The organism is Cupriavidus sp. H18C2 (genome assembly GCF_049393795.1).
GTDB lineage: Bacteria > Pseudomonadota > Gammaproteobacteria > Burkholderiales > Burkholderiaceae > Cupriavidus > Cupriavidus pauculus_C.
In genome coordinates, this window is sequence record NZ_CP186010.1 from 771892 (window position 1) to 796235 (window position 24344).

Sequence of the window (24344 nt, forward strand, 5' to 3'; positions counted from 1 at the left end):
CCCATGATGTTTGAAACCTGGTGGCTGCTGGCGCTGCCACTTGTCTTTGGCCTTGGCTGGATGGCTGCCCGGTTCGACCTGCGGCAGCTCATGAGCGAGCAGGGCGCCTTGCCCCGCTCCTATTTCAAGGGCCTCAATTTCCTGCTGAACGAACAACCCGACAAGGCAATCGACGCCTTCGTGGAAGTGGCGCGGCTGGACCCCGAAACCACCGAGCTGCACTTTGCGCTGGGCGCGCTGTTCCGCCGCCGCGGCGAAACCGAGCGCGCGATCCGCGTCCATCAGAACCTGGCCAACCGCCCGGACCTGCCCGAGCCCGAACGCGAGCACGCACTTTACGAGCTGGGCCAGGACTTCCTGCGCGCCGGCCTGCTGGACCGCGCCGAGGAATCGCTGCGCCGGCTGATGTCGGGCCCGTATGCCGCGTCGGCCAAGCGCGTGCTGCTGGAGCTCTACGAGGTCGAGAAAGAGTGGGCCAAGGCGATTGACGCCGCCCGCGAACTCCGGACCCTGGACCAGAAAGACTACCGCGTGCAGATCGCCCAGTTCTGCTGCGAACTGGCGCAGGACGCGCTGCAAAAGAAGCGTCCCGAAGATGCCATCGAATGGCTCGGCCGCGCCCGGCAGGAGAATCCGGCCAACGTCCGGGCGCCGATCCTGCTTGGCGACGTGGCCGCCGCCGCCGGCGACCTGCCCGGCGCGCTGCAGCACTGGCTGGGCATCGAGACGCAGGACGCGGCCTACCTGCCGCTGGTGGCCGACCGCATCGTCAAGGCCTACGCCACGCTGGGCGAGCAGGGCAAGGCCGTGCAATGGCTGCGCGAACTGCTCAAGAGCAACCTGGCGCCCGAACTGCTCGATACCGCCTATCGGACCGAACTGGAAGTGAACGGCCCGGTGGCCGCCGCCGCGCTGATGCGCGAGCAGTTGCGCCGCCAGCCCACGCTGCTGGCGCTGACCCGGTACTTCGAGGCCCAGGCCGCCGAAACCGAGGCGCTGCAGACGGCCACGGCCGGCGAGGCTGCCCCGGGCGATGCCGGCACGCTCGACGACCAGGCGAAAGAAACCGCCGCCATCCGCGATCTTCTGCAACTTCGCACGCGTAACCTGGCCCGCTATACCTGCCGCGAATGCGGCTTCCGGGCCCGGCTGTTCTACTGGCAATGCCCTGGCTGCAACCGCTGGGAAACGTATGCGCCGCGCCGCTCCGAAGCGCTTGGCTAAGTCATCTCAAGCGAATTCGAATTCCGTGGAGCTTCCGCAATGAAAGTTACGATTATCGGCAGCGGCTATGTTGGCCTGGTGACCGGCGCCTGCCTGGCGGAACTGGGCAACGCCGTGTTCTGCCTCGATGTCGATGAAAAGAAGATTGCGCTGCTGAACAGCGGCGGCGTGCCAATCTACGAGCCCGGGCTCAAGGAACTGATCGACCGCAACCGCGCGGCGGGCCGGCTGACGTTCTCGACCGACGTGGCCGCCAGCGTCGAGCACGCCGACGTGCAGTTCATCGCCGTGGGCACGCCGCCGGACGAGGACGGCTCGGCCGACCTGCAGTACGTGCTGGCCGCCGCCCGCAACATCGGCCGTCACATGACCGGCTTCAAGGTGGTGGTGGACAAGTCGACCGTGCCCGTGGGCACCGGCGACCGCGTGGCGGCGGTGATCCGCGAGGAACTGGCCGCGCGCGGGCTGGAGGACCTGCAGTACTCGGTGGTCTCGAACCCCGAGTTCCTGAAGGAAGGCGCCGCCGTCGAGGACTTCATGCGCCCGGACCGCATCGTGCTGGGCTGCGCCGCCGACGTGGCCGGCCGCCACGCGCAGGCCATCATGCGCCAGTTGTACTCGCCGTTCAACCGCAACCACGAGCGCACGTTCTATATGGATGTCCGCTCGGCCGAGTTCACGAAGTACGCGGCCAATTCGATGCTGGCCACCCGCATCTCGTTCATGAACGAGTTGGCCAACCTGGCCGACGAGGTGGGCGCCGATATCGAACTGGTACGGCTGGGCATCGGCTCAGACCCGCGCATCGGCTACAGCTTCCTGTACGCTGGCGCGGGCTACGGCGGATCGTGCTTTCCCAAGGACGTGCAGGCGCTGATGCGTACCGCCAGCGCCTACGGCAAGCCGATGCGCGTGCTCGAGGCCGTGGAATCGGTCAACGACGACCAGAAGCAGGTGCTGGGCCGCAAGGTGGTCAAGCGATTTGGCGAGAATCTGACAGGCAAGACGTTCGGCGTCTGGGGCCTGGCGTTCAAGCCCAATACCGACGACATGCGCGAGGCGCCGTCGCGCGTGCTGGCGCGCGAGTTGGTGTCGCGCGGGGCGTCGCTGCGCGTGCACGACCCCGTGGCAATGGAAGAGGCCCGCCGCGTGATCGGGATGGACCTGGCCGGCATTCCCGGCGCGATGGACCGCGTGACGTTCTGCCCCGCCCAGATGGACGTGCTGGCCGGCGCCGACGCGCTGGTCATCGTTACCGAGTGGAAGGTCTTCCGCAGCCCCGATTTCTCGCAGATCCGCGCTATGCTCAAGACGCCCGTCATCATCGACGGCCGCAATCTTTATGAACCCGATGCCATGGCGCAGGCCGGCATCGAATACCACGCGATCGGGCGTTCCAACGCGACGCACTGATTTTCCCAACCATCCGTGTATCCAGACCGGCCGCCGCGCCCCAGGCGGGCACGGCATCGCCGCAAGGAGAGTTCATGAGCAAGACCATCATTCCGCAGGACCAGATCCGGCAATCGCAAGTGCTGGTGGTGGGCGACATGATGCTGGACCGCTACTGGTTCGGCGACGTCAATCGTATTTCGCCGGAAGCCCCCGTGCCGGTGGTGCAGATCAAGCGCAGCGACGAGCGGCTGGGCGGCGCGGCCAACGTGGCCCGCAACGCGGCCGCGCTGGGCGCCAAGGTCGGCATGCTGGGCGTGGTTGGCGACGACGAGCCCGGCCGTACGCTGGAATCGCTGCTGGCCGCCAGCCAGGTGGAGCCATACCTGCACCGCGATCCGACGCTGAACACCACGATCAAGCTGCGGGTGGTGGCGCACCAGCAGCAACTGCTGCGCGTGGATTTCGAGAACGCGCCGGCCAGCGAAGTGCTGGCTTCGGTACAGGACCGCTACCAGACGCTGATCGGCGACTACCAGGTGCTGGTGCTGTCCGACTACGGCAAGGGCGGCCTGACCCACGTGGCGCGCATGGTCGAGGCCGGCCGCGCCGCCGGCCGCATGGTGCTGATCGATCCGAAGGGCGACGACTACTCGCGCTACCGCGGCGCCACGCTGATCACGCCGAACCGTGCCGAGATGCGCGCCGTGGTGGGCGCCTGGAAGACCGAGGCCGACCTGACCATCCGCGCCCAGAACCTGCGCCGCGACCTGCATCTTGAGGCGCTGCTGCTCACACGGTCCGAAGAGGGCATGACGCTCTACACCGAGGCCGAGGTCCTGCACGTGTCCGCCCAGGCGCGCGAAGTCTATGATGTATCAGGGGCTGGCGACACAGTAATTGCCACCCTGGCCACCATGCTCGGCGCCGGCGTGCCGCTCAAGGAAGCCGTCCAGCATGCCAACCGTGCCGGCAGCATCGTCGTCGGCAAGCTGGGCACCGCCGTTGTGACCTATCCCGAACTGTTTGGCGCCTCCTGAGGCGCGCCCCCCGACCAGAATTCGCCATGACCATCATCGTGACCGGCGCTGCCGGCTTTATCGGCAGCAACATCGTCAAGGGCCTGAACGACCGCGGCGAGACGAACATCGTCGCCGTGGACAACCTGACGCGCGCCGAGAAATTCAGCAACCTCGTGGACTGCGAGATTGCCGACTACCTGGACAAGGGCGAGTTCGTCGAGCGGTTCAAGCGGGGCGATTTTGGCAACGTGCGCGCGGTGTTCCACGAGGGTGCCTGCTCCGACACGATGGAGACCGACGGCCGCTACATGATGGAGAACAACTACCGGTACACGCTGGCGCTGATGGAAGCCTGCCTGGAGCAGGGCACGCAGTTCCTGTACGCGTCGTCGGCCGCCACGTATGGCGCTTCTACGATGTTCCGGGAGGATCGCGAGTACGAAAAGCCGCTGAACGTCTACGGCTACTCGAAGTTCCTGTTCGACCAGGTGGTGCGGCGCCGGATGGCGTCGTCGCATCCGCACTCGCAGATCGTCGGCTTCCGCTACTTCAACGTGTACGGCCCGCGCGAGTACCACAAGGGCCGCATGGCGTCGGTGGCGTTCCACCACTTCAACCAGTTCCGCGCCGAGGGCACGGTCAAGCTGTTCGGCGAGTACAACGGCTACGCGCCGGGCACGCAGAGCCGCGACTTCGTGTCCGTGGAGGACGTGGTCAAGGTCAACCTGTACTTCCTCGATCATCCGGAAAAGTCCGGCATCTTCAACCTTGGCACCGGCCGCTCGCAGCCGTTCAACGACATCGCCGTCTCGGTGGTCAACGCGCTGCGCGAGGCCGAGGACAAGCCGCCGCTGTCGCTGGAGGAAATGGTGCAGGAGGGGCTGGTCGAGTACATCAAGTTCCCCGACGCGCTGCGCGGCAAATACCAGTGCTTCACGCAGTCCGACGTGTCGCGCCTGCGCGCGGCGGGCTATGAGGCGCCGTTCCTGACCGTGCAGGAAGGCGTGGGCCGCTACTGCAAGTGGCTGATGGAACGGAGCTGATCGGCTGTCGCGCCAGCGCGACGTCGCACCGCTTTAAATCTCGTAGAAATCCGGCATTGCAACAGTAATGTCGCAGTCGGACACACAACCGCGCCGATGATGTGAACTTGTGTGTCCAGCCGCTTCTTACGCGCTTTCGGACTCCTATCCTGACGACTCCCGCCGCCACCCGGCGCGGGCGTTCAACCACAAGGAAGGAGTTTTCCGAATGATCGAGTCATCCACGACGGACCGCCGGTCCGGCCGTTCCCTGTCCGCCCTGTTCAATCTGTCCGACCTGTCCCGCGCCGCGCTGTCCGCCTGGCGCCGCGGCGGCCTGGCAGTGGCCTGCGCGCTGGCCATGCTCGGCGCGGCGCCGGCGTTCGCCAACGTCGACGTCAACGGCGCGGACGAGGCCGCGCTGACTTCCGTGAAGGGCATCGGCCCGGCCACCGCCAAACGCATCCTGGAAGAGCGCGAGCGCAACGGCGCGTACAAGGACGCCGCCGACCTGGCCGACCGCGTGGCGGGCGTGGGGCCGAAATCGGCCGCCAACCTGCAGGAGGCCGGGCTGACCTTTGGCAAGCCGGCCCCGGCCGCCGCGGCAGCCCGCAAGGACGCCAAGCCCGCCCCGAAAGCCGCGCGCTAGCCCCAGCCCCGCACCCCGCGTCAACAGACGGCCGCTGGTATGCGTTGTGCTTGACCGGCACGGCGTGCCGGAACGCTGCCGATTTGCACCATGCGGGGTGCGGGGTATCATGCGCATCGCCGTTGCAGCGGGTGCCCGGGCACCGCGCAACCACAAGCATTCAACGACTGAAACAAAGACGGCTGACAGGGAGAGCACAACATGGCGAATGGCCAGGACAGTACGGACGACGGCGGATTCCTGCCGAAATGGCGCCTCAAGACAACGGGCGTGATCGCGCCCGACGAGCGGCTGCCGGCCGGGCAGACGCTGCTCGCGGGCATCCAGCACGTGGTGGCGATGTTCGGCTCGACGGCCATCGCGCCGATCCTGATGGGCTTCCCGCCCAATATCGCCATCCTGTTCTCGGGCATCGGCACGCTGCTGTTCTTCTTCTGCGTGCGCGGCCGCGTGCCCAGTTACCTGGGTTCCAGCTTCGCGTTCATCGCGGTGGTCATCGCGGCCACGGGCTACGGCGGTAGCGGCCCGAACGCGAACATTCCGGTGGCGCTGGGCGGCATCATCGCCGCCGGGGCGCTCTATACGGTCATCGGGCTGGTCGTGCAGATGATCGGCTACGCCTGGGTGGAAAGGCTGATGCCGCCGGTGGTGACCGGTGCCATCGTCGCGGCCATCGGCCTGAACCTGGCGCCCGTGGCGGTCAAGGCGGTCAGCGGCGCGCCGCTGGACACCTGGGTGGGCCTGCTGACGGTGCTGGCCGTGGGGCTGATTGCGGTGCGCGCTCCCGGCATGCTCGGACGCCTGCCGGTGCTGCTGGGCGGCCTGGCTGGCTACCTTGCCTACTTTGTGGCCACCAACGTGATGGGCATGGGCAAGGCCATCGACTTCTCGGGCGTGGCGGCGGCAAGCTGGTTCGGTATGCCCGCGTTCACCGCGCCGGTGTTCGAACCCAGCGCCATGCTGCTGATTGCCCCCGTGGCCATCGTGCTCGTGGCCGAGAACCTGGGCCACATCAAGGCCATCGGCGTGATGACGGGCCGCAATCTCGACCCGTACATCGGCCGGGCCTTTATCGGCGATGGCGTGGCCACGATGCTGTCGGCGTCCGGCGGCGGCACGGGCGTGACCACCTACGCCGAGAACATGGGCGTGATGGCCGTGACGCGGATCTACTCGACGCTGATCTTCGTCGTCGCGGCGGCCGTTGCGATCCTGCTCGGCTTCTCCCCGAAGTTCGGCGCGCTGATCCTGACGATCCCGGGTCCGGTGATCGGCGGCCTGACGATCGTCGTGTTCGGCCTGATCTCGGCCACGGCCGGCCGCATCTGGGTGCAGAACCACGTGGACTTCTCCAGTTCGCGCAACCTGATCACGGTGGGCGCCACGCTGACCGTGGCCGCCGGGGACTTGACGCTGAAGTTTGGCGGCATGACGCTGGGTGGCATCGGCACCGCCACGTTCGGCGCCATTCTGCTGTACCACCTGCTGGGCAGCCGGCACCCAGAGGACCAGGGCCTGGCGCACTAGGCGCCGCGCCAGCGGCGGGCCGGAATGGCCCGCCGGCCGTTGCGGGTAAGGTCGGTGCATTACAATGAGCCACGAAAAAACCGACTCACCCGCGACTGATCCGCTCCTCCCCCATGGCCTACAAGACGATTGAAGACACCATCGGCAACACGCCGCTGGTACGACTGCAGCGCATTCCGGGCGCCGCCATCGAAGCACGCGGCAACGTGATTCTCGGCAAGCTCGAAGGCAACAACCCGGCCGGCTCGGTCAAGGACCGGCCCGCGCTGTCGATGATCCGCCGCGCCGAGGAACGGGGCCGCATCAAGCCGGGCGACACGCTGATCGAGGCCACGTCGGGCAATACCGGCATCGCGCTGGCCATGGCCGCCGCCATCCGCGGGTATCGCATGGTGCTGATCATGCCCGAGGACCTGAGCCTGGAGCGTCGCCAGAGCATGGCGGCGTACGGCGCCGAGATCATCCTCACGCCGGTCAAGGGCGGCATGGAGTACGCGCGCGACCTGGCCGACGCCATGGAGCGCGAAGGCAAGGGCGTGATCCTGGACCAGTTCGCCAACCCGGACAACCCGCTGGCGCACTACGAGACCACGGGCCCCGAACTGTGGCAGGACACCGAGGGCCGGATCACCCACTTTGTCTCGGCGATGGGCACCACCGGCACGATCACGGGCGTGTCGCGCTACCTCAAGGAAAAGAACCCGGCCATCCAGATCATCGGCGCCCAGCCGGCCGAAGGCTCGCGCATCCCGGGCATCCGCAAGTGGCCCGAAGCGTACCTGCCGAAGATCTACGATCCGAAGTTCATCGACCGCCAGGAACCGGTCACGCAGGCCGACGCCGAGCACATGGCCCGCCGCATGGCGCGCGAAGAGGGCATCTTCTGCGGCATCTCGGCCGCCGGCGCGCTGTGCGTGGCGCTGCGGATCGCCGAGGAAGTGGAAAACGCGACGATCGTCTTCGTGGTCTGCGACCGTGGCGACCGCTACCTGTCGACGGGTGTGTTCCCGGCCTGACCGTCACTACGCCAGTCACGCCGGCCACGCCGGCGCCCATGAAAAAGCCCCGCGGCGGAAGCCTGCGGGGCTTTTTTGTTGCTGACCGCGGCGCGGCCGGTCAGGCCATGGCCGCCTTCACCGCCTCGCCCAGCTGGTAGACCGCCAGCGCGTAAAAGAAGCTGCGGTTGTAGCGCGTGAGGACGTAAAAATTGCGCAGGCCGATCATGTACTCGGTCGGCTGATCCGGAGTGGGCAGGTCCACCACCAGTACGCCGGTTTCCGCCTCGCGCTGCAGGTCGATCGGCTCGTCCACGCGCAGCCCGGCCTTGGTCAACTGGTTCAGCGTCCGCGTGGGCCACGGTTCGCCATCGGCGGCGGCCGTCGCCACGCCCAGGCTGCCGGCATCGGCGCCGATGCGCCACACCACGGGCCGGTTCTGTTCCCAGCCGTGCAACTGCAGAAAGCGGCCGACGCTGCCGATGGCGTCGGTGGGGCTGTTGCGCAGGTCCACGTGGCTGTCGCCGTCGTAGTCCACGGCGTATTCGCGCAGGCTCGTCGGCATGAACTGCGGGATGCCCACGGCCCCGGCGTACGAGCCGAGCACCGAGAACACGTCGGTCTTCGTGTCGCGGCACCAGAGCAGGTAGTCGGCCAGCTGGTTGCGGAACAGTTTGGTGCGGGCGTCGCGGTTGGGCGTGTCGGGGTAGTCGAACGCCAGCGTCGACAGCGAGTCGATCACGCGGAACGTGCCCATGTCGCGGCCGTAGATCGTTTCCACGCCGATGATCCCGACGATGACCGACGCCGGCACGCCAAACTCGGCTTCGGCGCGGCGCAGCGTCTCGCGGTTCTGTTGCCAGAAGCGGACGCCGGCGTTGATGCGGATCGGCTCGATGAACCGCGACCGGTAGGCGCGCCAGCTTTTCTTGCCCGGCGTGGTCGGCGGCATGATCAGGCGCGACACGGTTGCCGAGTACACGGCCTGGCTGAAATACGATTCCAGCTCGGCGCGGGGCAAGCCGTTGCGCGCCACCATCTCGTCGATGAACGCGCGTGCCTGGGGGTGGTTCTGATAGCGGCCCGGTTCGATTTCTTCTTCCCGGACACTGACGCGGCGGCGTCCGGCGGCCACGAGCCCGGGAGAAACGCCGCACAGGCCCAATGCGGCAGCGGTGAGTGCGGCGCCCAGCAGCGGGCGGCGCAGGGAGCGCTGTTGGTCGGTCATGATGTCCTTTGCAAGTCGCACCGAGTATAGCGGATGCGATACACGCGACGCCCCGTTGCAGGGCATTTGGTTACGAAGTTCCGCCGGCGGAAGCCGGGCACGTCCTGTGCTAACGTAACGGCTGGAGACAAACTTGACCCAAATCGAAAATGCCAACGGGTTACTACACGCATCCGTCGTTCCAGTTGCACGAGATGGGGTTCTTCCATCCCGAATGCCCTGAACGGCTGCAGGCCATCGAGGACCACCTGATTTCGCACGGGATGGACGGCCTGCTCGACCGGCGCGATGCCCCGGCCGCCACCGAAGCGCAGATCGAGCGCGTGCACCGGCCCGACTACGTTGCCAGCCTGGCCGCCAACAGCCCGTCGACCGGCTATTTCGCGATCGATCCCGACACCTCCATGAACCGCCACACGCTGACCGCCGCCACGCACGCGGCCGGCGCGGCCGTGGCGGCCACCGACGCCGTGATGGCGGGCCAGGTGGAGAACGCGTTCTGCTGCGTGCGCCCGCCCGGCCACCACGCCGAGCCCGACCATGCGATGGGCTTCTGCTTCTTCAACAACGTGGCGATTGCCGCCCGGCACGCGCTGGCCGTGCACGGGCTGCGGCGCGTGGCCGTGATCGATTTCGACGTCCACCACGGCAACGGCACCGAGGCGGCGTTCCGCGACGATCCGCAGGTGCTGATGTGCAGCTTCTTCCAGCACCCGTTCTACCCGTACAGCGGCACCGAGCACGTGGCGACGAACATGTCGAACATCCCGCTGCCGGCGTACACGAACGGCATGGCCGTCCGGGAGGTGGTGGAAACGATCTGGCTGCCGCGCCTGCACGAATTCAAGCCCGAGATGCTGTTCATCTCGGCCGGCTTTGACGCCCACCGCGAGGACGACCTGGGGCAGATGGGGCTCGTGGAGCAGGACTACACGTGGATCACCGAGCAACTGGTGCAGGTGGCCAAGACCCACGCCCAGGGCCGCATCGTCAGTTGCCTGGAGGGCGGCTACAACCTCAGCGCGCTGGCCCGCAGCGTGTTCGCCCATCTGAAGGTGCTGATGGAGGCGTAAGCCTGCCGCAATATGACTAAAAAGGCGCTTCCGGGCCGTCTATATGACGCCAGCGCATAAGGCTTTCAGAAAAATCTCGTTTGCGGTATGAAGCGGATCGCATAAAATGCGGGCTTCATAAAAATAAGTGCGGCAACAACGCAGGAGACCCCCGCGCTGTTGCCGTTTTCTTTTCTCGTTCCATGATCGAACTGCAAGGACTCTCGCAGCGGTTCCCCGGCGGGTCGGGGGAGGTGCATGCGCTGCGCGACGTCAGCCTCACCATCGCCGCCGGCGAGATCTTCGGCATCATCGGCCGAAGCGGCGCCGGCAAGAGCACGCTGGTGCGTGCCATCAACCTGCTGAACCGGCCCACCAGCGGCCGCGTGGTCGTCGACGGCCAGGATCTCACCGCGCTGGGCAACGGCGCGCTGCGCGAGGCGCGCCGCGAGATCGGCATGATCTTCCAGCATTTCAACCTGCTGTCGTCGCGTACGGTCTATGACAACGTGGCGCTGCCGCTGGAGCTGGCGGGCAAGTCGAAGCAGGAGATCGCGGCGACCGTCGAGCCGCTGCTGGAACTGGTCGGCCTGTCGGCGTTGCGCGACCGCCATCCCGCGCAGATCAGCGGCGGCCAGAAGCAGCGGGTGGGGATCGCCCGGGCGCTGGCCAGCAAGCCGAAGGTGCTGCTGTCGGACGAAGCCACCTCGGCGCTGGACCCCGAGACCACGCGCTCGATCCTGGAACTGCTCAAGCGCATCAACAAGGAACTGGGCCTGACCATCGTCATGATCACGCACCAGATGGAAGTGATCAAACAGGTCTGCGACCGCGTGGCCGTGCTGGAGGCTGGCCAGGTGGTGGAGACGGGCCGCGTGATCGACGTTTTCCTGCGTCCGCAGCACGAGGTGACGCGCGCCATGATCGGCGACGTGATTGCCCAGGAACTGCCGGCCAGCGTGCTCAAGCGCGTGGAAAGCCGGCTCGGCAACGGCCGCGACCACGTCTACCGGCTGGCCTTCACGGGCGAGAACGTCGACCAGCCGGTGCTGGCGCAGGCAATCCGCCAGCACCGGCTGGACTTCAACATCCTGCATGGCCATATCGACGAGATCCAGGGCCAGGCGTTCGGCTCGCTGGCGATCATGGCCACGGGCGACCCGGCCAGCGTGCGCGCGGCCATGGACTATCTGCAGGCGCAAGGCGTCGTCGTGGAGGAGATCGACCATGTGGTCTGAAATGCTCGACCTGTTCCTGACGTCGTTCTACGAGACGCTGCTGATGGTGTGCATCTCCGGCGTGGTCGGCGGGCTGCTGGGCGTGCCGCTGGGCGTGCTGCTGCACCTGACCAACCGGGGCGGCGTGCTGTCGCACCCGCTGTTCAACCGGACCATCGGCGTGGTGGTCAACGCGGTACGCTCGATCCCGTTCATCATCCTGCTGGTGGTGGTCATTCCGTTCACGCGCTTCATCGTCGGGTCGTCCATTGGCACCACGGCGGCCATCGTGCCGCTGACGATCGCGGCCATCCCGTTCATCGCGCGACTCGTGGAAGCGGCGCTGCGCGAGGTCGACAAGGGTTTGGTCGAGGCGGCGCAGTCGATGGGCGCCACCACCCGGCAGATCGTCTGGAAGGTGCTGCTGCCCGAGGCCATGCCCGGCATCGTGGCCGGGCTGACCATCACTTTCGTGAGCCTGGTTGGCTATTCGGCCATGGCCGGCGCGATTGGCGGCGGCGGGCTGGGCGACCTGGGCATCCGCTACGGCTACCAGCGCTACATCACCGAGATCATGGTCGCCGTCGTGCTGATCCTGATCGTGTTCGTGCAGGCGGTACAGAGCTTCGGCGACTGGCTGGTCCGTCGGATCAGCCATCGTTGAAATACTAGTTCTTGACAGGGAAACTTGGGGTAAATCGAAATGCAACGTCGTAACGTGCTGAAGGGCGCCGTGCTGGCGCTGGGTGTGGTGGTGTCGGCTGGCGTGCTCGCGCAGGACAAGCCGATCAAGGTGGGCGTGACCGGTGGCCCGCACGCGCAGATCATGGAGCAGGTGAAGAAGGTGGCGGCCAAGGACGGCCTGAACATCCAGGTGGTGGAGTTCAGCGACTACATCCAGCCGAACGCCGCGCTGGCCGCTGGCGACCTCGACGCCAACAGCTACCAGCACCTGCCGTACCTGGAAGCCCAGATCAAGGACCGCGGCTACAAGTTCACGCACGCGGGCTTTACCGTGACGTTCCCGATGGGCGTCTACTCGAAGAAGATCAAGTCGCTGGACCAGTTGAAGCAGGGCGCCCGCGTGGGCGTGCCGAACGATCCGACCAACGGCGGCCGCGGCCTGCTGCTGCTGCAGTCGAAGGGTGTGATCAAGCTGCGTGCCGATGCCGGCCTGAAGGCCACGCCGCTGGATATCGTCGAGAACCCGAAGAAGATCAAGATCGTCGAACTGGACGCCGCCCAGCTGCCGCGCTCGCTCGACGACCTGGACGCCGCCGCCATCAACGGCAACTACGCCGAGTCGGCCGGCCTGTCGCCCACGCGCGATGCCATCGCCATGGAGGGTCCGAAGGGTCCGTACGCCAACCTGATCGCGATCCGCGCGGCCGACAAGGACAAGCCGTGGGTGGCCAAGCTGGTCAAGGCGTACCACTCGCCCGAGATCAAACAGTACGTGCAAAGCACTTTTAAGGAATCTGTGATCACCGCCTGGTAATTTCTAGGGGTTTTCATCCAGACACTGGGCCGCCGGGGCATCCTGCGGCACAATATCTAAAGATTCTGCGAGTTGCCGGCTATGCCCGGCAATTCTTTGTCGATAAAATAGTACGATCGTTCGAAAAACTAAAGCTGCGCCACCCCGGTGGTTATAATGGCGAGCGATTCAAACTTTGGAACTATCAGCTATCAGTGGAGTGAGCGCATGAAAGTACTCGTCGCAGTCAAGCGGGTGGTGGACTACAACGTCAAGGTCCGCGTGAAGTCGGATGGCACGGGCGTCGACCTGGCCAACGTCAAGATGAGCATGAACCCGTTCGACGAAATCGCCGTGGAAGAGGCCGTGCGCCTGAAGGAAGCTGGCGTCGTCACCGAGGTGGTTGCCGTGTCGTGCGGCGTGGCCCAGTGCCAGGAAACCCTGCGTACCGCGATGGCCATTGGCGCCGACCGCGGCATCCTGGTGGAATCCGGTGAAGACCTGCAGCCCCTGGCCGTGGCCAAGGTGCTCAAGGCACTGATCGACAAGGAACAGCCGAGCCTGGTGATCCTGGGCAAGCAGGCCATCGACGACGACTCCAACCAGACCGGCCAGATGGTGGCCGCGCTGGCCGGCCTGCCGCAAGCCACCTTCGCCTCGAAGGTGGTGGTGGCCGATGGCAAGGCGTCGGTGACGCGCGAGGTGGATGGCGGCCTGGAAACCGTGTCGGTGAAGCTGCCGGCCGTGGTGACCACGGACCTGCGCCTGAACGAGCCGCGCTACGTGACGCTGCCGAACATCATGAAGGCCAAGAAGAAGCCGCTGGAAACCGTGAAGCCGGAAGATCTCGGCGTCGACGTCAAGCCGCGCCTGCAGACCGTGAAGGTCGTGGAGCCGGCCAAGCGCAGTGCTGGCGTGATGGTCCCTGATGTGGCCACGCTGGTGCAAAAGCTGAAGTCGGAAGCCAAGGTTATCTGAGCGCGGGGAGAGAGAACATGACTGCACTTGTCATTGCTGAACACGACAACCAATCGATCAAGGCCGCCACGCTGAACGCCGTGACGGCAGCCGCCCAGTGCGGCGGCGACGTCCACGTGCTGGTGGCCGGTTCCAACGCCAAGGCCGCCGCCGACGCCGCCGCGAAGATTGCGGGCGTGGCGAAGGTCCTGCTGGCCGACGCACCGCACTTTGCCGACGGCCTTGCCGAGAACGTGGGCGAACAGATCCTGGCCATTGCCAGCGACTACTCGCACATCGTTGCCCCGGCCACGGCCTCGGGCAAGAACATCCTGCCGCGCGTGGCCGCCAAGCTGGACGTGGCGCAGCTGTCGGACATCACCAAGGTCGATTCGCCCGACACGTTCGAGCGTCCGATCTACGCCGGCAACGCGATTGCCACGGTCAAGTCGGAAGACAAGATCAAGGTGATCACCGTGCGTGGCACGGCGTTCGACCCGGCCGCGGCGGAAGGTGGCTCGGCCACGCTGGACACGCTGCCGGCCGTTGCCGACGCGGGCATCTCGCAATTCGTGTCGCGTGAAGTGACCAAGAGCGACCGTCCGGAACTGACCGCCGCCAAGATCATCGTCTCGGGTGGCCGTGGCGTGGGTTCGGGCGAGAACTACACCAAGGTGCTGACCCCGCTGGCCGACAAGCTCGGCGCGGCGCTGGGTGCCTCGCGTGCCGCAGTCGATGCCGGCTTCGTCCCGAACGACTACCAGGTGGGCCAGACCGGCAAGATCGTCGCCCCGCAGCTGTACATCGCCGTCGGTATCTCGGGCGCGATCCAGCATCTGGCCGGCATGAAGGACTCCAAGGTGATCGTCGCGATCAACAAGGACGCCGAAGCCCCGATCTTCTCGGTGGCGGACTACGGCCTGGTGGGCGACCTGAACACCGTGGTGCCGGAACTGGTGGCCGCGCTGGGCTGACAGGCCCGAACGGCCGGTTCGACAACGCATTGAACCGGCCACAAGCAGCAAGAATGTCGAAGCCGTTCCGGGTTATCCCGCGAGCGGCTTTTTTACGAGATCGTGGAGACATACGATGACCTACCGCGCACCGCTCAAGGACATGCTGTTCGTCATGAACGAACTGGCCGGGCTGGCACAGATCAGCCAGTTGCCGGGCTACGAGGACGCCACGCCGGACACGGCGCAGGCTGTGCTGGAGGAGGCCGCCAAGTTCAACGAACAGGTGGTGGCGCCGCTGAACCGCGCTGGCGACATCCAGCCGAGTAGCTGGAAGGACGGTGTTGTCACGACCACGCCGGGCTTTCGCGACGCGTTCCGCCAGTTTGGCGAAGGTGGCTGGCAGGGCGTGCTGCATCCGGCGGACTTCGGCGGGCAGGGCCTGCCCAAGCTCGTCGCCACGCCGTGCAACGAAATGCTGAACACGGCGAACCTGTCGTTCGCGCTGTGCCCGCTGCTGACCGACGGCGCCATCGAGGCGCTGCTGACGGCCGGCACCGACGCGCAGAAGTCGCTGTTCCTGCCCCGGCTGATCTCGGGCGAATGGACCGGCACGATGAACCTGACCGAGCCGCAGGCCGGGTCGGACCTGGCCGCGGTGCGCACGCGCGCCGAGCCGCAGGGCGACGGCACGTACAAGGTGTTCGGCACGAAAATCTTCATTACCTACGGCGAGCACGACATGGCGGACAACATCGTCCACCTGGTGCTGGCCCGCACGCCCGACGCGCCCGAAGGGGTCAAGGGCATCTCGCTGTTCATCGTGCCGAAGTTCCTGGTGAACGCGGACGGGTCGCTGGGCGCGCGCAACGACGTGGAGTGCGTGTCGATCGAGCACAAGCTCGGCATCAAGGCCAGCCCCACGGCAGTGCTGCAGTTTGGCGACCACGGCGGCGCCATCGGCACGCTGGTCGGCGAGGAAAACCGCGGCCTGGAATACATGTTCATCATGATGAACGCGGCGCGCTTCTCGGTCGGCATGCAGGGCATCGCCGTCTCCGAACGCGCCTACCAGCAGGCCGTGGCCTACGCGCGCGAGCGGGTGCAGAGCCGTCCGGTCGATGGCTCGGCGCGCGAAGGCGTGACGATCATTCACCATCCCGACGTCAAGCGCATGCTGATGACGATGCGCGCGCTGATCGAAGGCGCGCGCAGCGTGGCCTACGTGGCGGCTGCGGCCAGCGACGTGGCGCACCAGCATCCGGACGAGTTCGTACGCCGCCAGAACATGGCGCTGTACGAGTTCCTGGTGCCGGTGGTCAAGGGCTGGAGCACGGAGCTGTCGATCGACGTCACCAGCCTGGGGGTGCAGGTGCACGGCGGCATGGGGTTCATCGAGGAAACCGGCGCCGCGCAGCACTACCGCGACGCCCGTATCCTGCCGATCTACGAAGGCACGACGGCCATCCAGGCCAACGATCTGGTCGGCCGCAAGACCGTGCGCGACGGCGGTGCCGTGGCGCGCGCGATCTGCGCGAGCATCGCCGAGACCGAGAACCGGCTGGGCGAGCATGGCGGCGCACCGTTCCTGGCCGTGCAGGCCCAGCTCAGGCAGGGCCGCGAGGCGCTGGAGGCGGTGGTCCAGTTCGTGGTCGATAACGCCAAGGGCAATCCGAATGCGGTGTTCGCGGGCAGCGTGCCGTACCTGAAGCTCTGCGGCATCGTGCTGTCGGGCTGGCAACTGGCGCGCGCGATGCTGGCGGCCGACGCCAGACGCGCCGAAGACCCGGCCTTCCACGACGCCAAGATCGCCACCGCGCATTTCTTCGGCCAGCACATCCTGTCGCAGGCGTCGGGGCTGCGCGCGGCCATCGTCGACGGGGCCGAGCCGGTCAAGGCGATGTCGGCCGAACAGTTCTGAGCAAGCTGGCGGACAGACAGCTCCAGCAAAAAGGCGACCCGGAGGTCGCCTTTTTCATTACGCCGTGGCCGGCCGCGGCACGTGCCGCGCGGGCGGCGTCTTGCGGTAGCGGTCCACCGAGAGGTCGTCGGCGCGGATGGCCGGGCGGGTGCCGGAGACCAGGTCGGACAGCAACTGGCCCGAGCCGCAGGCCATCGTCCAGCCCAGCGTGCCGTGGCCGGTGTTGAGCCACAGGCCGCGGATGCCGGCCGGGCCGACCACCGGCGTGCCGTCGGGCGTCATCGGACGCAGGCCGGTCCAGAACGTGGCGCGGCTGACGTCGCCGGCGCCGGGGAACAGGTCGTTGACCACGTGCTCCAGCGTGCGGCGCTTGTTCGGGTCCAGCGAGCGGTCGTAGCCGACGATCTGCGCCATGCCGCCCACGCGGATGCGGTCGTCGAAACGCGTGATGGCAACCTTGTAGGTCTCGTCGAGCACGGTCGACACCGGGCTCCTGGCCGCGTCCACCAGTGGCACTGTGATCGAGAAGCCCTTGAGCGGATAGACCGGCAGGTTCGACAGCCCGCGCAGCACCGGCTTCACGAACGGCGTGGACCAACTGCCCAGCGCCACCACCACGGCATCGGCCGTCATCGGCTTGCCGTCGACCAGCGCGCCGGTCACGGCATCGCCGGTCGTCAGCAGGCCGTCGATCGACCGGTCGTAGAGGAACTGCACGCCGATCGACACGGCCATGGCTGCCAGCCGCTCGGTAAACAGCTGGCAATCCCCGGTTTCATCGTTCGGCAGGCGCAGGCCGCCAGCCAGCTTCTGGCCGGCAGCGGCGAGCGCCGGTTCGCTCGCGCCGAGATCGTCGCGCGAAAGCAATTCGTAAGGCACACCGGCGTCTTCCAGCACGGCGATGTCGCGCGCGGCGGCGTCGAGCTGGGCCTGGGTACGAAAGACCTGCAGCGTGCCCTGCTGGCGGCCCTCGTAGGCGATGCCCGTCTCGGCACGCAGCGCGCGGATGCAGTCGCGGCTGTACTCGGCCAGCCGCACCATGCGCTCCTTGTTCACCGCATAGCGGTCGGCCGTGCAGTTCTGCAGCATCTGCCACATCCACTGGAGCTGGAACAGCGTGCCATCGGGTTTGATCGACAGCGGCGCGTGTTCCTGGAACATCCACTTGATGGCCTTGAGCGGCACGCCCGGCGCCGCCCACGGCGACGCGTAGCCCGGCGAGATCTGGCCGGCATTGGCAAAGCTGGTGCCCAGCGCGGGCCCGCTTTCCCGGTCCACGACGGTCACTTCGTGACCGGCCCGGGCCAGATACCACGCACTCGTGACGCCAATCACGCCACTGCCAAGAACAAGAACGCGCATTTTCGGGGGCTCCGTACTGCCAAAGGGGGCTGATGAAGAATTCGCTTCTATACTATTGACTTCGAAGTAGGCATAGTTCGTGAAATTTTCGGGAAAACAGGAAAAAATCATGAGAACGACCCGCCCGCCCGTGCGCGCGCTGGACCGGCTGGATCGCAAGATCCTGGCGATGCTGCAGGCCGACGGCCGCATCTCGATGAAGGACCTGGCCGAGCAGGTCGGATTGACCATCACGCCATGCATCGAGCGTGTGAAACGGCTGGAGCGCGACGGCGTGATCATGGGCTACTACGCGCGGCTGAACCCCGCGGCGCTGGGCAGCGCCCTGCTGGTCTTCGTCGAGATCTCGCTGAACAACAAGTCGGGGAACATGTTCGAGCAGTTCCGGCGCGAGGTGCTGCGGATTCCCGAGGTGCTGGAATGCCATCTGGTGTCGGGCGACTTCGACTACCTGATCAAGGCGCGCATCCGTGAAATCGGCGAGTACCGGCGGCTGCTGGGCGACATCCTGCTGCAACTGCCCGGCGCGGCGCAGTCGAAAAGCTATGTCGTGATGGAAGAGATCAAGGAGACACTGGCGATTGCGGTGGACGGCAAGGAAAGCGGCGCCGCCGCCACGGCCTGACAAAGCGGTTGGGGGATGCGTGGCGATACTGTATATTCATACAGTATCCGGTTCGGTTCGCGACGAAATTCCATGCCCCCCAATCGCCCCCCGGCCGCGCTTCCCACCAAGGGTCGGGGCGCGGTCAGCAACCTCCAGGGTCGCTTTGCACGCGATGCGCGCGACGAGTTCGATGATGGCTGGCGGCCCGCCGGGGCCGACCTGGCTGCGGAATCGGCCGAGCCGGCAGCGTCGGCACCGCCCCGGATCGTCACGCAGGTCAGCCTGGAGCAGGCCAGGTCGATCCTGACGCGCAACGCGTCGCCCGACATCCCGTTCGATGTTTCGCTGAATCCCTATCGCGGCTGCGAGCACGGCTGCATCTACTGCTTTGCGCGGCCGACGCATGCCTACCTGGACCTGTCGCCGGGTCTCGATTTCGAGACAAAACTCTACGCCAAGGCCAATGCCGCCGAGCGGCTGCGCGAGACGCTGTCGCGACCATCGTATCGCTGCGAAACCATTGCGCTGGGTGTCAACACCGACGCCTACCAGCCCATCGAACGCACGCAGCGCATCACGCGCGGCATTCTAGAAGTGCTGCATGAAACCCGTCACCCGGTGGCGCTGATCACCAAGTCGTCGCTGATCGAGCGCGATATCGACCTGCTGGCCCCCATGGCGGCGCAGCGGCTGGCCGTGGCGGCCGTCACGATCACCACGCTCGACGCCGACCTGGCCCGCACGCTGGAGCCCCGGGCCGCCACGCCGGCGCGGCGGCTGCGCACGATCCGCGAGCTGACCGACGCGGGCATCCCGGTGGGCGTGAGCGTGGCGCCGGTCATCCCGTTCATCACGGAACCGGATCTGGAAAGGATTCTGGAAGCGGCGCGCGAGGCTGGCGCCGTCTATGCGAACTACATCGTGCTGAGATTGCCGTGGGAAGTGCGCCCGCTGTTCCAGGAGTGGCTGCAGGCGCATTTCCCGGGCCGTGCCGAGCGGGTCATGAACCGCGTGCGCGAGATGCGTGGCGGCAAGGACTATGACGCCGATTTCGCCTCGCGCATGCGCGGCACGGGAATCTGGGCCGATCTGATCCGGCAGCGCTTCTACAAGGCCGCCGATCGTCTCGGGTTTCGCTATAACCGTTTCGAACTCGATAGCTCGCGGTTCACGCCACCACCCAGGCCGATCCGGCCATGCGACGGGGGTGACAGGCAGGGCTCGCTCTTCTGAGCTTCCTTGCGGCCCGCAGCGGGCGTGTTGAGATTGTCGTCGATCATGCGGCAGGCCAGTTCCAGCGCGGCCTTGGCATTGACTGGCGGCAAGCCAGACGACATGGCCAGCCGGACAGCGATCGCCGCGAGGCGTCCCTCTTCGTAGCTTGGATGTTCCATCTGCCCTCCTATTCGTGACGCCGGGAGCCGGCGTCGAACCTGAACCTAAGCAGTATGGGCGATCCACGCGCGCACGGCGCGATCGTTACGAAGTTGTCACGACGGTGTGATGCGCGGGTGCCGCTATTCCTGTGACAGGGCCTTGGCGGCTTCCACCTGCGACTCGAAGAAGGTCTGGAAGCTGATGGCCAGCCCCGCCATCAGCAGGCCGGTGCCGATCATCAGCGACAGGATCACGAGGATGACCACCGGCCAGCCCGAGCGCGTGGGCTGCCCATGGGCGTTGTAGCGCTGGTCCCATTTGTCGTCCGGCCGCAGGCCGAACACGATGGCCGTCAGAAACGCGCCGATGACCGACGCGCCGCCCGCTACCGCGAACGTCCAGTTCAGCGGCGTGCTGCCTACGCCCAGGATCAGCGACGCCACGCCGAGCGCGCCAGCCGTGGTGGCCAGCAGATGCGCCCAGCCCGCCAGGTCGCGCGCACCCTTCAGGTAGAAACGATGGGCGCCAAGGCTGCCCAGCAGGAAGGCCAGCGCAACGGTGGCCAGCTTGGACTTGCCACGCGGCGTGCCGGGTGCGCGGCTGGGATCACGGGAAATGGGGGCGGACGGGCTGGCGGCTGGCATCGTGGGGCAGGGCGGTGCGAAGGGGATTCCAGGGGATTCCAGGCGATGCCGGCGGCATCGGCGCCCATTGTAGCGTCAGGCGGGCGTCAGGACGGCCACATCCACGCCAGCGCGCCGGAGACCAGCGCCGAGACGTGCGTCTCGCTGTACAGGATGACGGTCAGCAACAGCATGAACAGTATCGACAACGACAACTGGCCCGCGTGTCGGGCCAGGTCGTGAAGCAGGGGAGACATGATGAACCTCGACAAGTCGTTCTTGTGGAGGCCGCGCCCGGCCTCCGGGGCCCGGGCAGTGGGTGCCGGGCAGAGGCAGGTCAGTTCGATTGCCGTCTGCGCAACAGCGGCACGCTGGACGGCCCCGGACATCGCCGGGCGGCAGCCTGTGCGGCGTTTTGTGGCACGCACTCTGAAGTGACAATGGAAAACGGCCGGAAGTTCCGGCCGTTGGGGTGGTGTGAGGCGGGCTCGCCGCGGTCAGCGGCCGCCGTCGCGTCCGCGCGCCTGCCAGCCGGGGCCGACATTGGCGGGGCGCATCTCGGTGCCGCGCATCGCCGTGTCGCCGGGGTTGTTGCGGTCGACGCCGCCGGACTGCCGGCCGCCACGGTCGTCGCCGGCGTGGCCGGGTCCGGGCGGACGGCCGCTGAGGCGGTCGTCATTGCGCGCGCGCTGTTCCATCCGGTCGATCTGTGCCTGCACGTGGTCGCGGTTTTCGGCGCGTACACTCGCGATGTCCCAGCCGGGGCCCGCACGGCCCATCCGCACCGGGTGTTCGGCGAAGGCGCGCTGCCAGAAGGCAACTTGAGCGTGGCTGGTGGCGATGGTGCCAACCAGGCCGATGACGGCCACGGTACCAGCCACCAGATGGCGCAGGTGGGGGCGGGTAAGCATGTGCAATCCCAATGTCCTGTAGCAGGTGATGAGTCAGGCGTGGGTTCATGGTACGCACGGAGGGTCTGGCGACCTATGCGAAACCCGTTACCGGTGTAACGGAGTGTTTCGTCATTTTTGGCAGCTTTGGCGGGTCGGCCGCAGTGCCGCGATACTGTGGGTTTGGCGGGGATTAGAAGGTGTTCTCGGATGCTGCCGATGTGCGTCGCATCGTTGGAATGAAGGTGGCATCGGCTAGTGTTTCGCCATTTCGGAAAGTGCCGATTCATCCATATGACGCTGACCCGGTTCGCGGTTTTCGCCACGGCATGCCCGGCCCGGTGTTGCGTCGGCATCGCCTGCGCGGGCCGCCCGCGTGCTGGAAAGCCCTAAGTGTTTGTTTGGACTCGGGAAGTGGGCTATACTCTTGCGTTTCGTGTTCGCACACCCCGTTTTTTCGAGGAATTAACATGGTCGTAATCCGTCTGGCTCGCGGCGGCAGCAAGAAGCGCCCGTTCTTCAATATCGTTGCTACCGATTCGCGCAACCGTCGCGATGGCCGTTTCATCGAGCGCGTTGGCTTCTACAACCCGCTGGCTTCCGACAAGGAAGAAGGCCTGCGCGTGGTGCAGGACCGTCTGGCCTACTGGCAAGGCGTTGGCGCCCAACTGTCGCCGACCGTTGCCCGCCTGGTCAAGCAAGCCGCCACCAAGGCTGCAGCCTGATCGTTGTACAGGCGCGCCGTTACCGGTGCGCACTGATGCATCAAGAATACGCCCGGCACACGTGACTGGCACCGCCACCGGCCGCAAGCCGCTGAACCTGTCGAACGCCACCACGCAAGGTGGTGCGGCGGGCAAGCAGGCCAGGCTGCCCGCATCGCTGCTGTTCACGGACAGCCTGCCCGACGATCTCGTCGAGGTTGGCTACGTGGGCGCGGCCTACGGCATCCGGGGCTGGATCAAGGTCCAGCCGCATGCGGACGACGCCTCCGCATTGCTTCATGCCCGGCGCTGGTGGCTGCTGCGCGCGCCGCCGGCCGGCGTGGTGACTGCATCCGCCGAAGCGGCGGACGCCGTTAGCGTCAAGATTTCCCAGTCGCGGGAGCACAGCGGTACCGTGGTGGCGCAAGCCACCGGCGTTTCGGATCGCAATGTGGCAGAAATGCTCAAGGGTCGCCGCGTCTGGATCCGGCGTGCGGATTTTCCCGCGCCGGAAGAAGGTGAGTTCTACTGGGTGGACCTGATCGGTTGCGCCGTGGTCAACGAGCAGGGCGAAACGCTCGGCGACGTGACCGGCCTGATCGACAATGGCGCGCACCAGATTCTCCAGGTGGCCTACCAGCTGCCGGACGGCAAGGCCGCCGAGCGGCTGATCCCGTTTGTCGATGCGTTCCTGCGCACGGTCGATACGTCGGCCCGGCGCATCGTGGTCGACTGGGGGCTGGACTACTGAAGTACCTGAATTGCCGTCGAGGGAGGCGCTGATGCAGTTCGATGTAATCACGCTGTTTCCCGAGATGTTTCGTGCGCTGACCGACTGGGGCATTACCAGCCGGGCAGCCAAGCAGCAGCGCTACGCGTTGCGCGCCTGGAATCCCCGTGACTTCACGGTCGACAACTACCGGACGATCGACGATCGGCCCTACGGTGGCGGCCCCGGCATGGTGATGCTGGCCAAGCCGCTTGAGGATGCGATCGATGCCGCCGGTGCGGCGCAGTCGGACGCGGGCGTGGCACGGCCGCACGTGGTGCTGATGTCGCCCCAGGGCGCCACGCTCACGCACGCCAAGGTCATGGAGCTGGCGCAGCGGCCCGGGCTGGTGCTGCTGTGCGGGCGCTACGAGGCGATCGACCAGCGGTTGATCGACCGTCGCGTGGACGAGGAAATCAGCCTCGGCGATTTCGTGCTGTCGGGCGGCGAACTGCCGGCCATGGCGCTGATCGACGCGGTGGTGCGGCATCTGCCCGGCGTGCTGGGCGATGCGCAGTCGGCGGTGCAGGACAGCTTTGTCAATGGCCTGCTCGACTGTCCGCACTACACGCGGCCGGAAGAATACGAAGGCGTGCGGGTGCCCGATGTGTTGCTCGGGGGCCATCACGCCGAGATCGAGAAGTGGCGGCGCCAGCAGGCGCTGGCCAATACCGCCCGCAAGCGTCCCGACCTGATCGAGGCCGCGCGCGAGCAAGGATTGTTGTCCAAGGCCGACGAGAAGTACCTGTCGACCCTGGCGGCGAAAGCAGGGCAGGAGTTCGCTCCTGCCAAGTGAAAACCCCATCCTCTGCCGGGGCCCGGTTACGGGTATATAACGCCGGTACGATGGTTATGGAGAAAACGATGAATCTCATCGAGCAAATCGAGAAGGACGAGATCGCGCGTCTGACCGCGAACAAGACCATCCCCGCATTCGCACCTGGCGACACCGTGATCGTCAACGTGAACGTGGTGGAAGGTAACCGCAAGCGCGTGCAGGCTTACGAAGGCGTGGTGATCGCCAAGCGTAACCGTGGTCTGAACAGCTCCTTCATCGTGCGCAAGATCTCGTCGGGTGAAGGCGTGGAACGTACGTTCCAGCTGTACTCGCCGCTGATCGCCGGCATCGAAGTCAAGCGTCGCGGTGACGTCCGTCGCGCGAAGCTGTACTACCTGCGCGAGCGTTCGGGCAAGTCGGCACGTATCAAGGAAAAGCTGGTGACGAAGGCCAAGACGGCCGCCGCCGCCGAGTAAGCTGTTCCAGCGGGTGCCGGGAAACCGGCGCCGCTCCGGCATTGCGAAGGACACCCTCGGGTGTCCTTTTTGCATTGAAACGCCGCGCGGCACCACCTGATGCTGCGATGCAACAATTGCCG

25 protein-coding genes are annotated in these 24344 nt (G+C 66.5%); 20 read left to right on the forward strand and 5 right to left on the reverse strand.

Annotation, left to right across the window (positions count from 1 at the left end):
- Positions 1–3: 3 nt before the first annotated feature.
- From lapB to cysM, 7 genes are all read left to right on the forward strand, one after another.
- Positions 4–1224 (forward strand): lipopolysaccharide assembly protein LapB, encoded by a 1221-nt coding sequence (gene lapB, locus EPAKOI_RS03665; RefSeq protein ID WP_423193006.1) that lies wholly within the window; start codon positions 4–6, stop codon positions 1222–1224.
- 39 nt (positions 1225–1263) lie between these two features.
- Positions 1264–2637: a UDP-glucose dehydrogenase family protein gene (locus tag EPAKOI_RS03670; protein WP_124682186.1), complete on the forward strand. Its 1374-nt coding sequence runs from the start codon at positions 1264–1266 to the stop codon at positions 2635–2637.
- Between the two features lie 74 nt (positions 2638–2711).
- Positions 2712–3656 carry a D-glycero-beta-D-manno-heptose-7-phosphate kinase gene (gene rfaE1, locus EPAKOI_RS03675; RefSeq protein WP_124682185.1) on the forward strand — a complete coding sequence of 315 codons (945 nt, stop codon included), beginning with the start codon at positions 2712–2714 and terminating at the stop codon, positions 3654–3656.
- A gap of 26 nt (positions 3657–3682) precedes the next feature.
- Positions 3683–4681: an ADP-glyceromanno-heptose 6-epimerase gene (gene rfaD / locus EPAKOI_RS03680; RefSeq protein ID WP_313835601.1), complete on the forward strand. Its 999-nt coding sequence runs from the start codon at positions 3683–3685 to the stop codon at positions 4679–4681.
- 208 nt (positions 4682–4889) lie between these two features.
- Positions 4890–5309 carry a ComEA family DNA-binding protein gene (locus EPAKOI_RS03685; RefSeq protein WP_423193007.1) on the forward strand — a complete coding sequence of 140 codons (420 nt, stop codon included), beginning with the start codon at positions 4890–4892 and terminating at the stop codon, positions 5307–5309.
- Positions 5310–5510: 201 nt separating this feature from the next.
- The gene (locus tag EPAKOI_RS03690; protein WP_423193008.1) at positions 5511–6836 is read left to right on the forward strand and encodes a solute carrier family 23 protein; all 1326 of its coding nucleotides are present in this window, start codon (positions 5511–5513) and stop codon (positions 6834–6836) included.
- A 113-nt stretch (positions 6837–6949) separates the two neighbouring features.
- Entirely contained in the window at positions 6950–7852 is a 903-nt protein-coding gene (gene cysM / locus EPAKOI_RS03695) for a cysteine synthase CysM (protein WP_423193009.1), read from the forward strand.
- A 100-nt stretch (positions 7853–7952) separates the two neighbouring features.
- Here cysM and mltB read toward each other — a convergent pair whose 3' ends face one another.
- Positions 7953–9059: a lytic murein transglycosylase B gene (gene mltB, locus EPAKOI_RS03700; protein ID WP_124682181.1), complete on the reverse strand. Its 1107-nt coding sequence runs from the start codon at positions 9057–9059 to the stop codon at positions 7953–7955.
- A 149-nt stretch (positions 9060–9208) separates the two neighbouring features.
- Here mltB and EPAKOI_RS03705 point away from each other — a divergent pair, with 149 nt between their 5' ends.
- The 7 genes from EPAKOI_RS03705 to EPAKOI_RS03735 all read left to right on the forward strand — a co-directional run bounded on the left by EPAKOI_RS03705 (position 9209) and on the right by EPAKOI_RS03735 (position 16636).
- Entirely contained in the window at positions 9209–10132 is a 924-nt protein-coding gene (locus EPAKOI_RS03705) for a histone deacetylase family protein (RefSeq protein ID WP_423193010.1), read from the forward strand.
- Between the two features lie 182 nt (positions 10133–10314).
- Positions 10315–11349, forward strand: coding sequence for a methionine ABC transporter ATP-binding protein (locus EPAKOI_RS03710; RefSeq protein WP_423193011.1), 1035 nt, complete (start codon positions 10315–10317; stop codon positions 11347–11349).
- Positions 11339–11992 carry a methionine ABC transporter permease gene (locus EPAKOI_RS03715; protein WP_423193012.1) on the forward strand — a complete coding sequence of 218 codons (654 nt, stop codon included), beginning with the start codon at positions 11339–11341 and terminating at the stop codon, positions 11990–11992. Before EPAKOI_RS03710 ends, EPAKOI_RS03715 begins: the two co-directional genes overlap by 11 nt.
- Before the next feature lie 39 nt (positions 11993–12031).
- Positions 12032–12826 (forward strand): MetQ/NlpA family ABC transporter substrate-binding protein, encoded by a 795-nt coding sequence (locus EPAKOI_RS03720; RefSeq protein ID WP_124682177.1) that lies wholly within the window; start codon positions 12032–12034, stop codon positions 12824–12826.
- Positions 12827–13033: 207 nt separating this feature from the next.
- A complete protein-coding gene (locus EPAKOI_RS03725) occupies positions 13034–13783 on the forward strand; it encodes an electron transfer flavoprotein subunit beta/FixA family protein (RefSeq protein ID WP_124682176.1) in 750 nt (249 codons plus the stop codon).
- Between the two features lie 17 nt (positions 13784–13800).
- Positions 13801–14736: an electron transfer flavoprotein subunit alpha/FixB family protein gene (locus tag EPAKOI_RS03730; RefSeq protein WP_423193013.1), complete on the forward strand. Its 936-nt coding sequence runs from the start codon at positions 13801–13803 to the stop codon at positions 14734–14736.
- A gap of 115 nt (positions 14737–14851) precedes the next feature.
- Positions 14852–16636, forward strand: a complete 1785-nt coding sequence (locus EPAKOI_RS03735; protein WP_423193014.1) for an acyl-CoA dehydrogenase — start codon at positions 14852–14854, stop codon at positions 16634–16636.
- A 57-nt stretch (positions 16637–16693) separates the two neighbouring features.
- Here the strand turns inward: EPAKOI_RS03735 and EPAKOI_RS03740 are convergent, their stop codons facing one another.
- Positions 16694–17998 carry a D-amino acid dehydrogenase gene (locus EPAKOI_RS03740; protein ID WP_423193015.1) on the reverse strand — a complete coding sequence of 435 codons (1305 nt, stop codon included), beginning with the start codon at positions 17996–17998 and terminating at the stop codon, positions 16694–16696.
- Positions 17999–18107: 109 nt separating this feature from the next.
- Between EPAKOI_RS03740 and EPAKOI_RS03745 the strand changes: the two genes are divergently transcribed.
- Both EPAKOI_RS03745 and EPAKOI_RS03750 read left to right on the forward strand, forming a co-directional pair.
- Positions 18108–18623 carry an Lrp/AsnC ligand binding domain-containing protein gene (locus EPAKOI_RS03745; RefSeq protein ID WP_423193016.1) on the forward strand — a complete coding sequence of 172 codons (516 nt, stop codon included), beginning with the start codon at positions 18108–18110 and terminating at the stop codon, positions 18621–18623.
- Between the two features lie 72 nt (positions 18624–18695).
- On the forward strand, positions 18696–19838 hold the full coding sequence (locus EPAKOI_RS03750) for a PA0069 family radical SAM protein (protein ID WP_423193017.1): 1143 nt from the start codon (positions 18696–18698) through the stop codon (positions 19836–19838).
- 284 nt (positions 19839–20122) lie between these two features.
- Here EPAKOI_RS03750 and EPAKOI_RS03755 read toward each other — a convergent pair whose 3' ends face one another.
- From EPAKOI_RS03755 to EPAKOI_RS03765, 3 genes are all read right to left on the reverse strand, one after another.
- Entirely contained in the window at positions 20123–20626 is a 504-nt protein-coding gene (locus EPAKOI_RS03755) for a TM2 domain-containing protein (RefSeq protein ID WP_313835620.1), read from the reverse strand.
- 86 nt (positions 20627–20712) lie between these two features.
- Positions 20713–20862: a hypothetical protein gene (locus EPAKOI_RS03760; RefSeq protein WP_172965993.1), complete on the reverse strand. Its 150-nt coding sequence runs from the start codon at positions 20860–20862 to the stop codon at positions 20713–20715.
- A gap of 240 nt (positions 20863–21102) precedes the next feature.
- A complete protein-coding gene (locus EPAKOI_RS03765) occupies positions 21103–21516 on the reverse strand; it encodes a hypothetical protein (RefSeq protein ID WP_313835621.1) in 414 nt (137 codons plus the stop codon).
- 449 nt (positions 21517–21965) lie between these two features.
- On the opposite strand from EPAKOI_RS03765, the gene rpsP reads away from it, so the two are divergent.
- The 4 genes from rpsP to rplS all read left to right on the forward strand — a co-directional run bounded on the left by rpsP (position 21966) and on the right by rplS (position 24222).
- Positions 21966–22220, forward strand: a complete 255-nt coding sequence (gene rpsP, locus EPAKOI_RS03770; RefSeq protein WP_124682168.1) for a 30S ribosomal protein S16 — start codon at positions 21966–21968, stop codon at positions 22218–22220.
- 61 nt (positions 22221–22281) lie between these two features.
- Complete coding sequence (gene rimM, locus EPAKOI_RS03775; RefSeq protein WP_423193018.1) at positions 22282–22950, forward strand: ribosome maturation factor RimM; 669 nt, start codon at positions 22282–22284, stop codon at positions 22948–22950.
- 31 nt (positions 22951–22981) lie between these two features.
- A complete protein-coding gene (trmD, locus tag EPAKOI_RS03780; protein ID WP_124682166.1) occupies positions 22982–23764 on the forward strand; it encodes a tRNA (guanosine(37)-N1)-methyltransferase TrmD in 783 nt (260 codons plus the stop codon).
- A 68-nt stretch (positions 23765–23832) separates the two neighbouring features.
- Entirely contained in the window at positions 23833–24222 is a 390-nt protein-coding gene (gene rplS / locus EPAKOI_RS03785) for a 50S ribosomal protein L19 (protein ID WP_124682165.1), read from the forward strand.
- The last annotated feature ends 122 nt before the right edge of the window (positions 24223–24344 follow it).

Coding starts and splice junctions, on each gene's coding strand:
- lapB (WP_423193006.1), top strand. CDS start 4: ATGATGTTTGAAACCTGGTGGCTGCTGGCGCTGCCACTTGTCTTTGGC.
- EPAKOI_RS03670 (WP_124682186.1), top strand. CDS start 1,264: ATGAAAGTTACGATTATCGGCAGCGGCTATGTTGGCCTGGTGACCGGC.
- rfaE1 (WP_124682185.1), top strand. CDS start 2,712: ATGAGCAAGACCATCATTCCGCAGGACCAGATCCGGCAATCGCAAGTG.
- rfaD (WP_313835601.1), top strand. CDS start 3,683: ATGACCATCATCGTGACCGGCGCTGCCGGCTTTATCGGCAGCAACATC.
- EPAKOI_RS03685 (WP_423193007.1), top strand. CDS start 4,890: ATGATCGAGTCATCCACGACGGACCGCCGGTCCGGCCGTTCCCTGTCC.
- EPAKOI_RS03690 (WP_423193008.1), top strand. CDS start 5,511: ATGGCGAATGGCCAGGACAGTACGGACGACGGCGGATTCCTGCCGAAA.
- cysM (WP_423193009.1), top strand. CDS start 6,950: ATGGCCTACAAGACGATTGAAGACACCATCGGCAACACGCCGCTGGTA.
- mltB (WP_124682181.1), bottom strand. CDS start 9,059: ATGACCGACCAACAGCGCTCCCTGCGCCGCCCGCTGCTGGGCGCCGCA.
- EPAKOI_RS03705 (WP_423193010.1), top strand. CDS start 9,209: ATGCCAACGGGTTACTACACGCATCCGTCGTTCCAGTTGCACGAGATG.
- EPAKOI_RS03710 (WP_423193011.1), top strand. CDS start 10,315: ATGATCGAACTGCAAGGACTCTCGCAGCGGTTCCCCGGCGGGTCGGGG.
- EPAKOI_RS03715 (WP_423193012.1), top strand. CDS start 11,339: ATGTGGTCTGAAATGCTCGACCTGTTCCTGACGTCGTTCTACGAGACG.
- EPAKOI_RS03720 (WP_124682177.1), top strand. CDS start 12,032: ATGCAACGTCGTAACGTGCTGAAGGGCGCCGTGCTGGCGCTGGGTGTG.
- EPAKOI_RS03725 (WP_124682176.1), top strand. CDS start 13,034: ATGAAAGTACTCGTCGCAGTCAAGCGGGTGGTGGACTACAACGTCAAG.
- EPAKOI_RS03730 (WP_423193013.1), top strand. CDS start 13,801: ATGACTGCACTTGTCATTGCTGAACACGACAACCAATCGATCAAGGCC.
- EPAKOI_RS03735 (WP_423193014.1), top strand. CDS start 14,852: ATGACCTACCGCGCACCGCTCAAGGACATGCTGTTCGTCATGAACGAA.
- EPAKOI_RS03740 (WP_423193015.1), bottom strand. CDS start 17,998: ATGCGCGTTCTTGTTCTTGGCAGTGGCGTGATTGGCGTCACGAGTGCG.
- EPAKOI_RS03745 (WP_423193016.1), top strand. CDS start 18,108: ATGAGAACGACCCGCCCGCCCGTGCGCGCGCTGGACCGGCTGGATCGC.
- EPAKOI_RS03750 (WP_423193017.1), top strand. CDS start 18,696: ATGCCCCCCAATCGCCCCCCGGCCGCGCTTCCCACCAAGGGTCGGGGC.
- EPAKOI_RS03755 (WP_313835620.1), bottom strand. CDS start 20,626: ATGCCAGCCGCCAGCCCGTCCGCCCCCATTTCCCGTGATCCCAGCCGC.
- EPAKOI_RS03760 (WP_172965993.1), bottom strand. CDS start 20,862: ATGTCTCCCCTGCTTCACGACCTGGCCCGACACGCGGGCCAGTTGTCG.
- EPAKOI_RS03765 (WP_313835621.1), bottom strand. CDS start 21,516: ATGCTTACCCGCCCCCACCTGCGCCATCTGGTGGCTGGTACCGTGGCC.
- rpsP (WP_124682168.1), top strand. CDS start 21,966: ATGGTCGTAATCCGTCTGGCTCGCGGCGGCAGCAAGAAGCGCCCGTTC.
- trmD (WP_124682166.1), top strand. CDS start 22,982: ATGCAGTTCGATGTAATCACGCTGTTTCCCGAGATGTTTCGTGCGCTG.
- rplS (WP_124682165.1), top strand. CDS start 23,833: ATGAATCTCATCGAGCAAATCGAGAAGGACGAGATCGCGCGTCTGACC.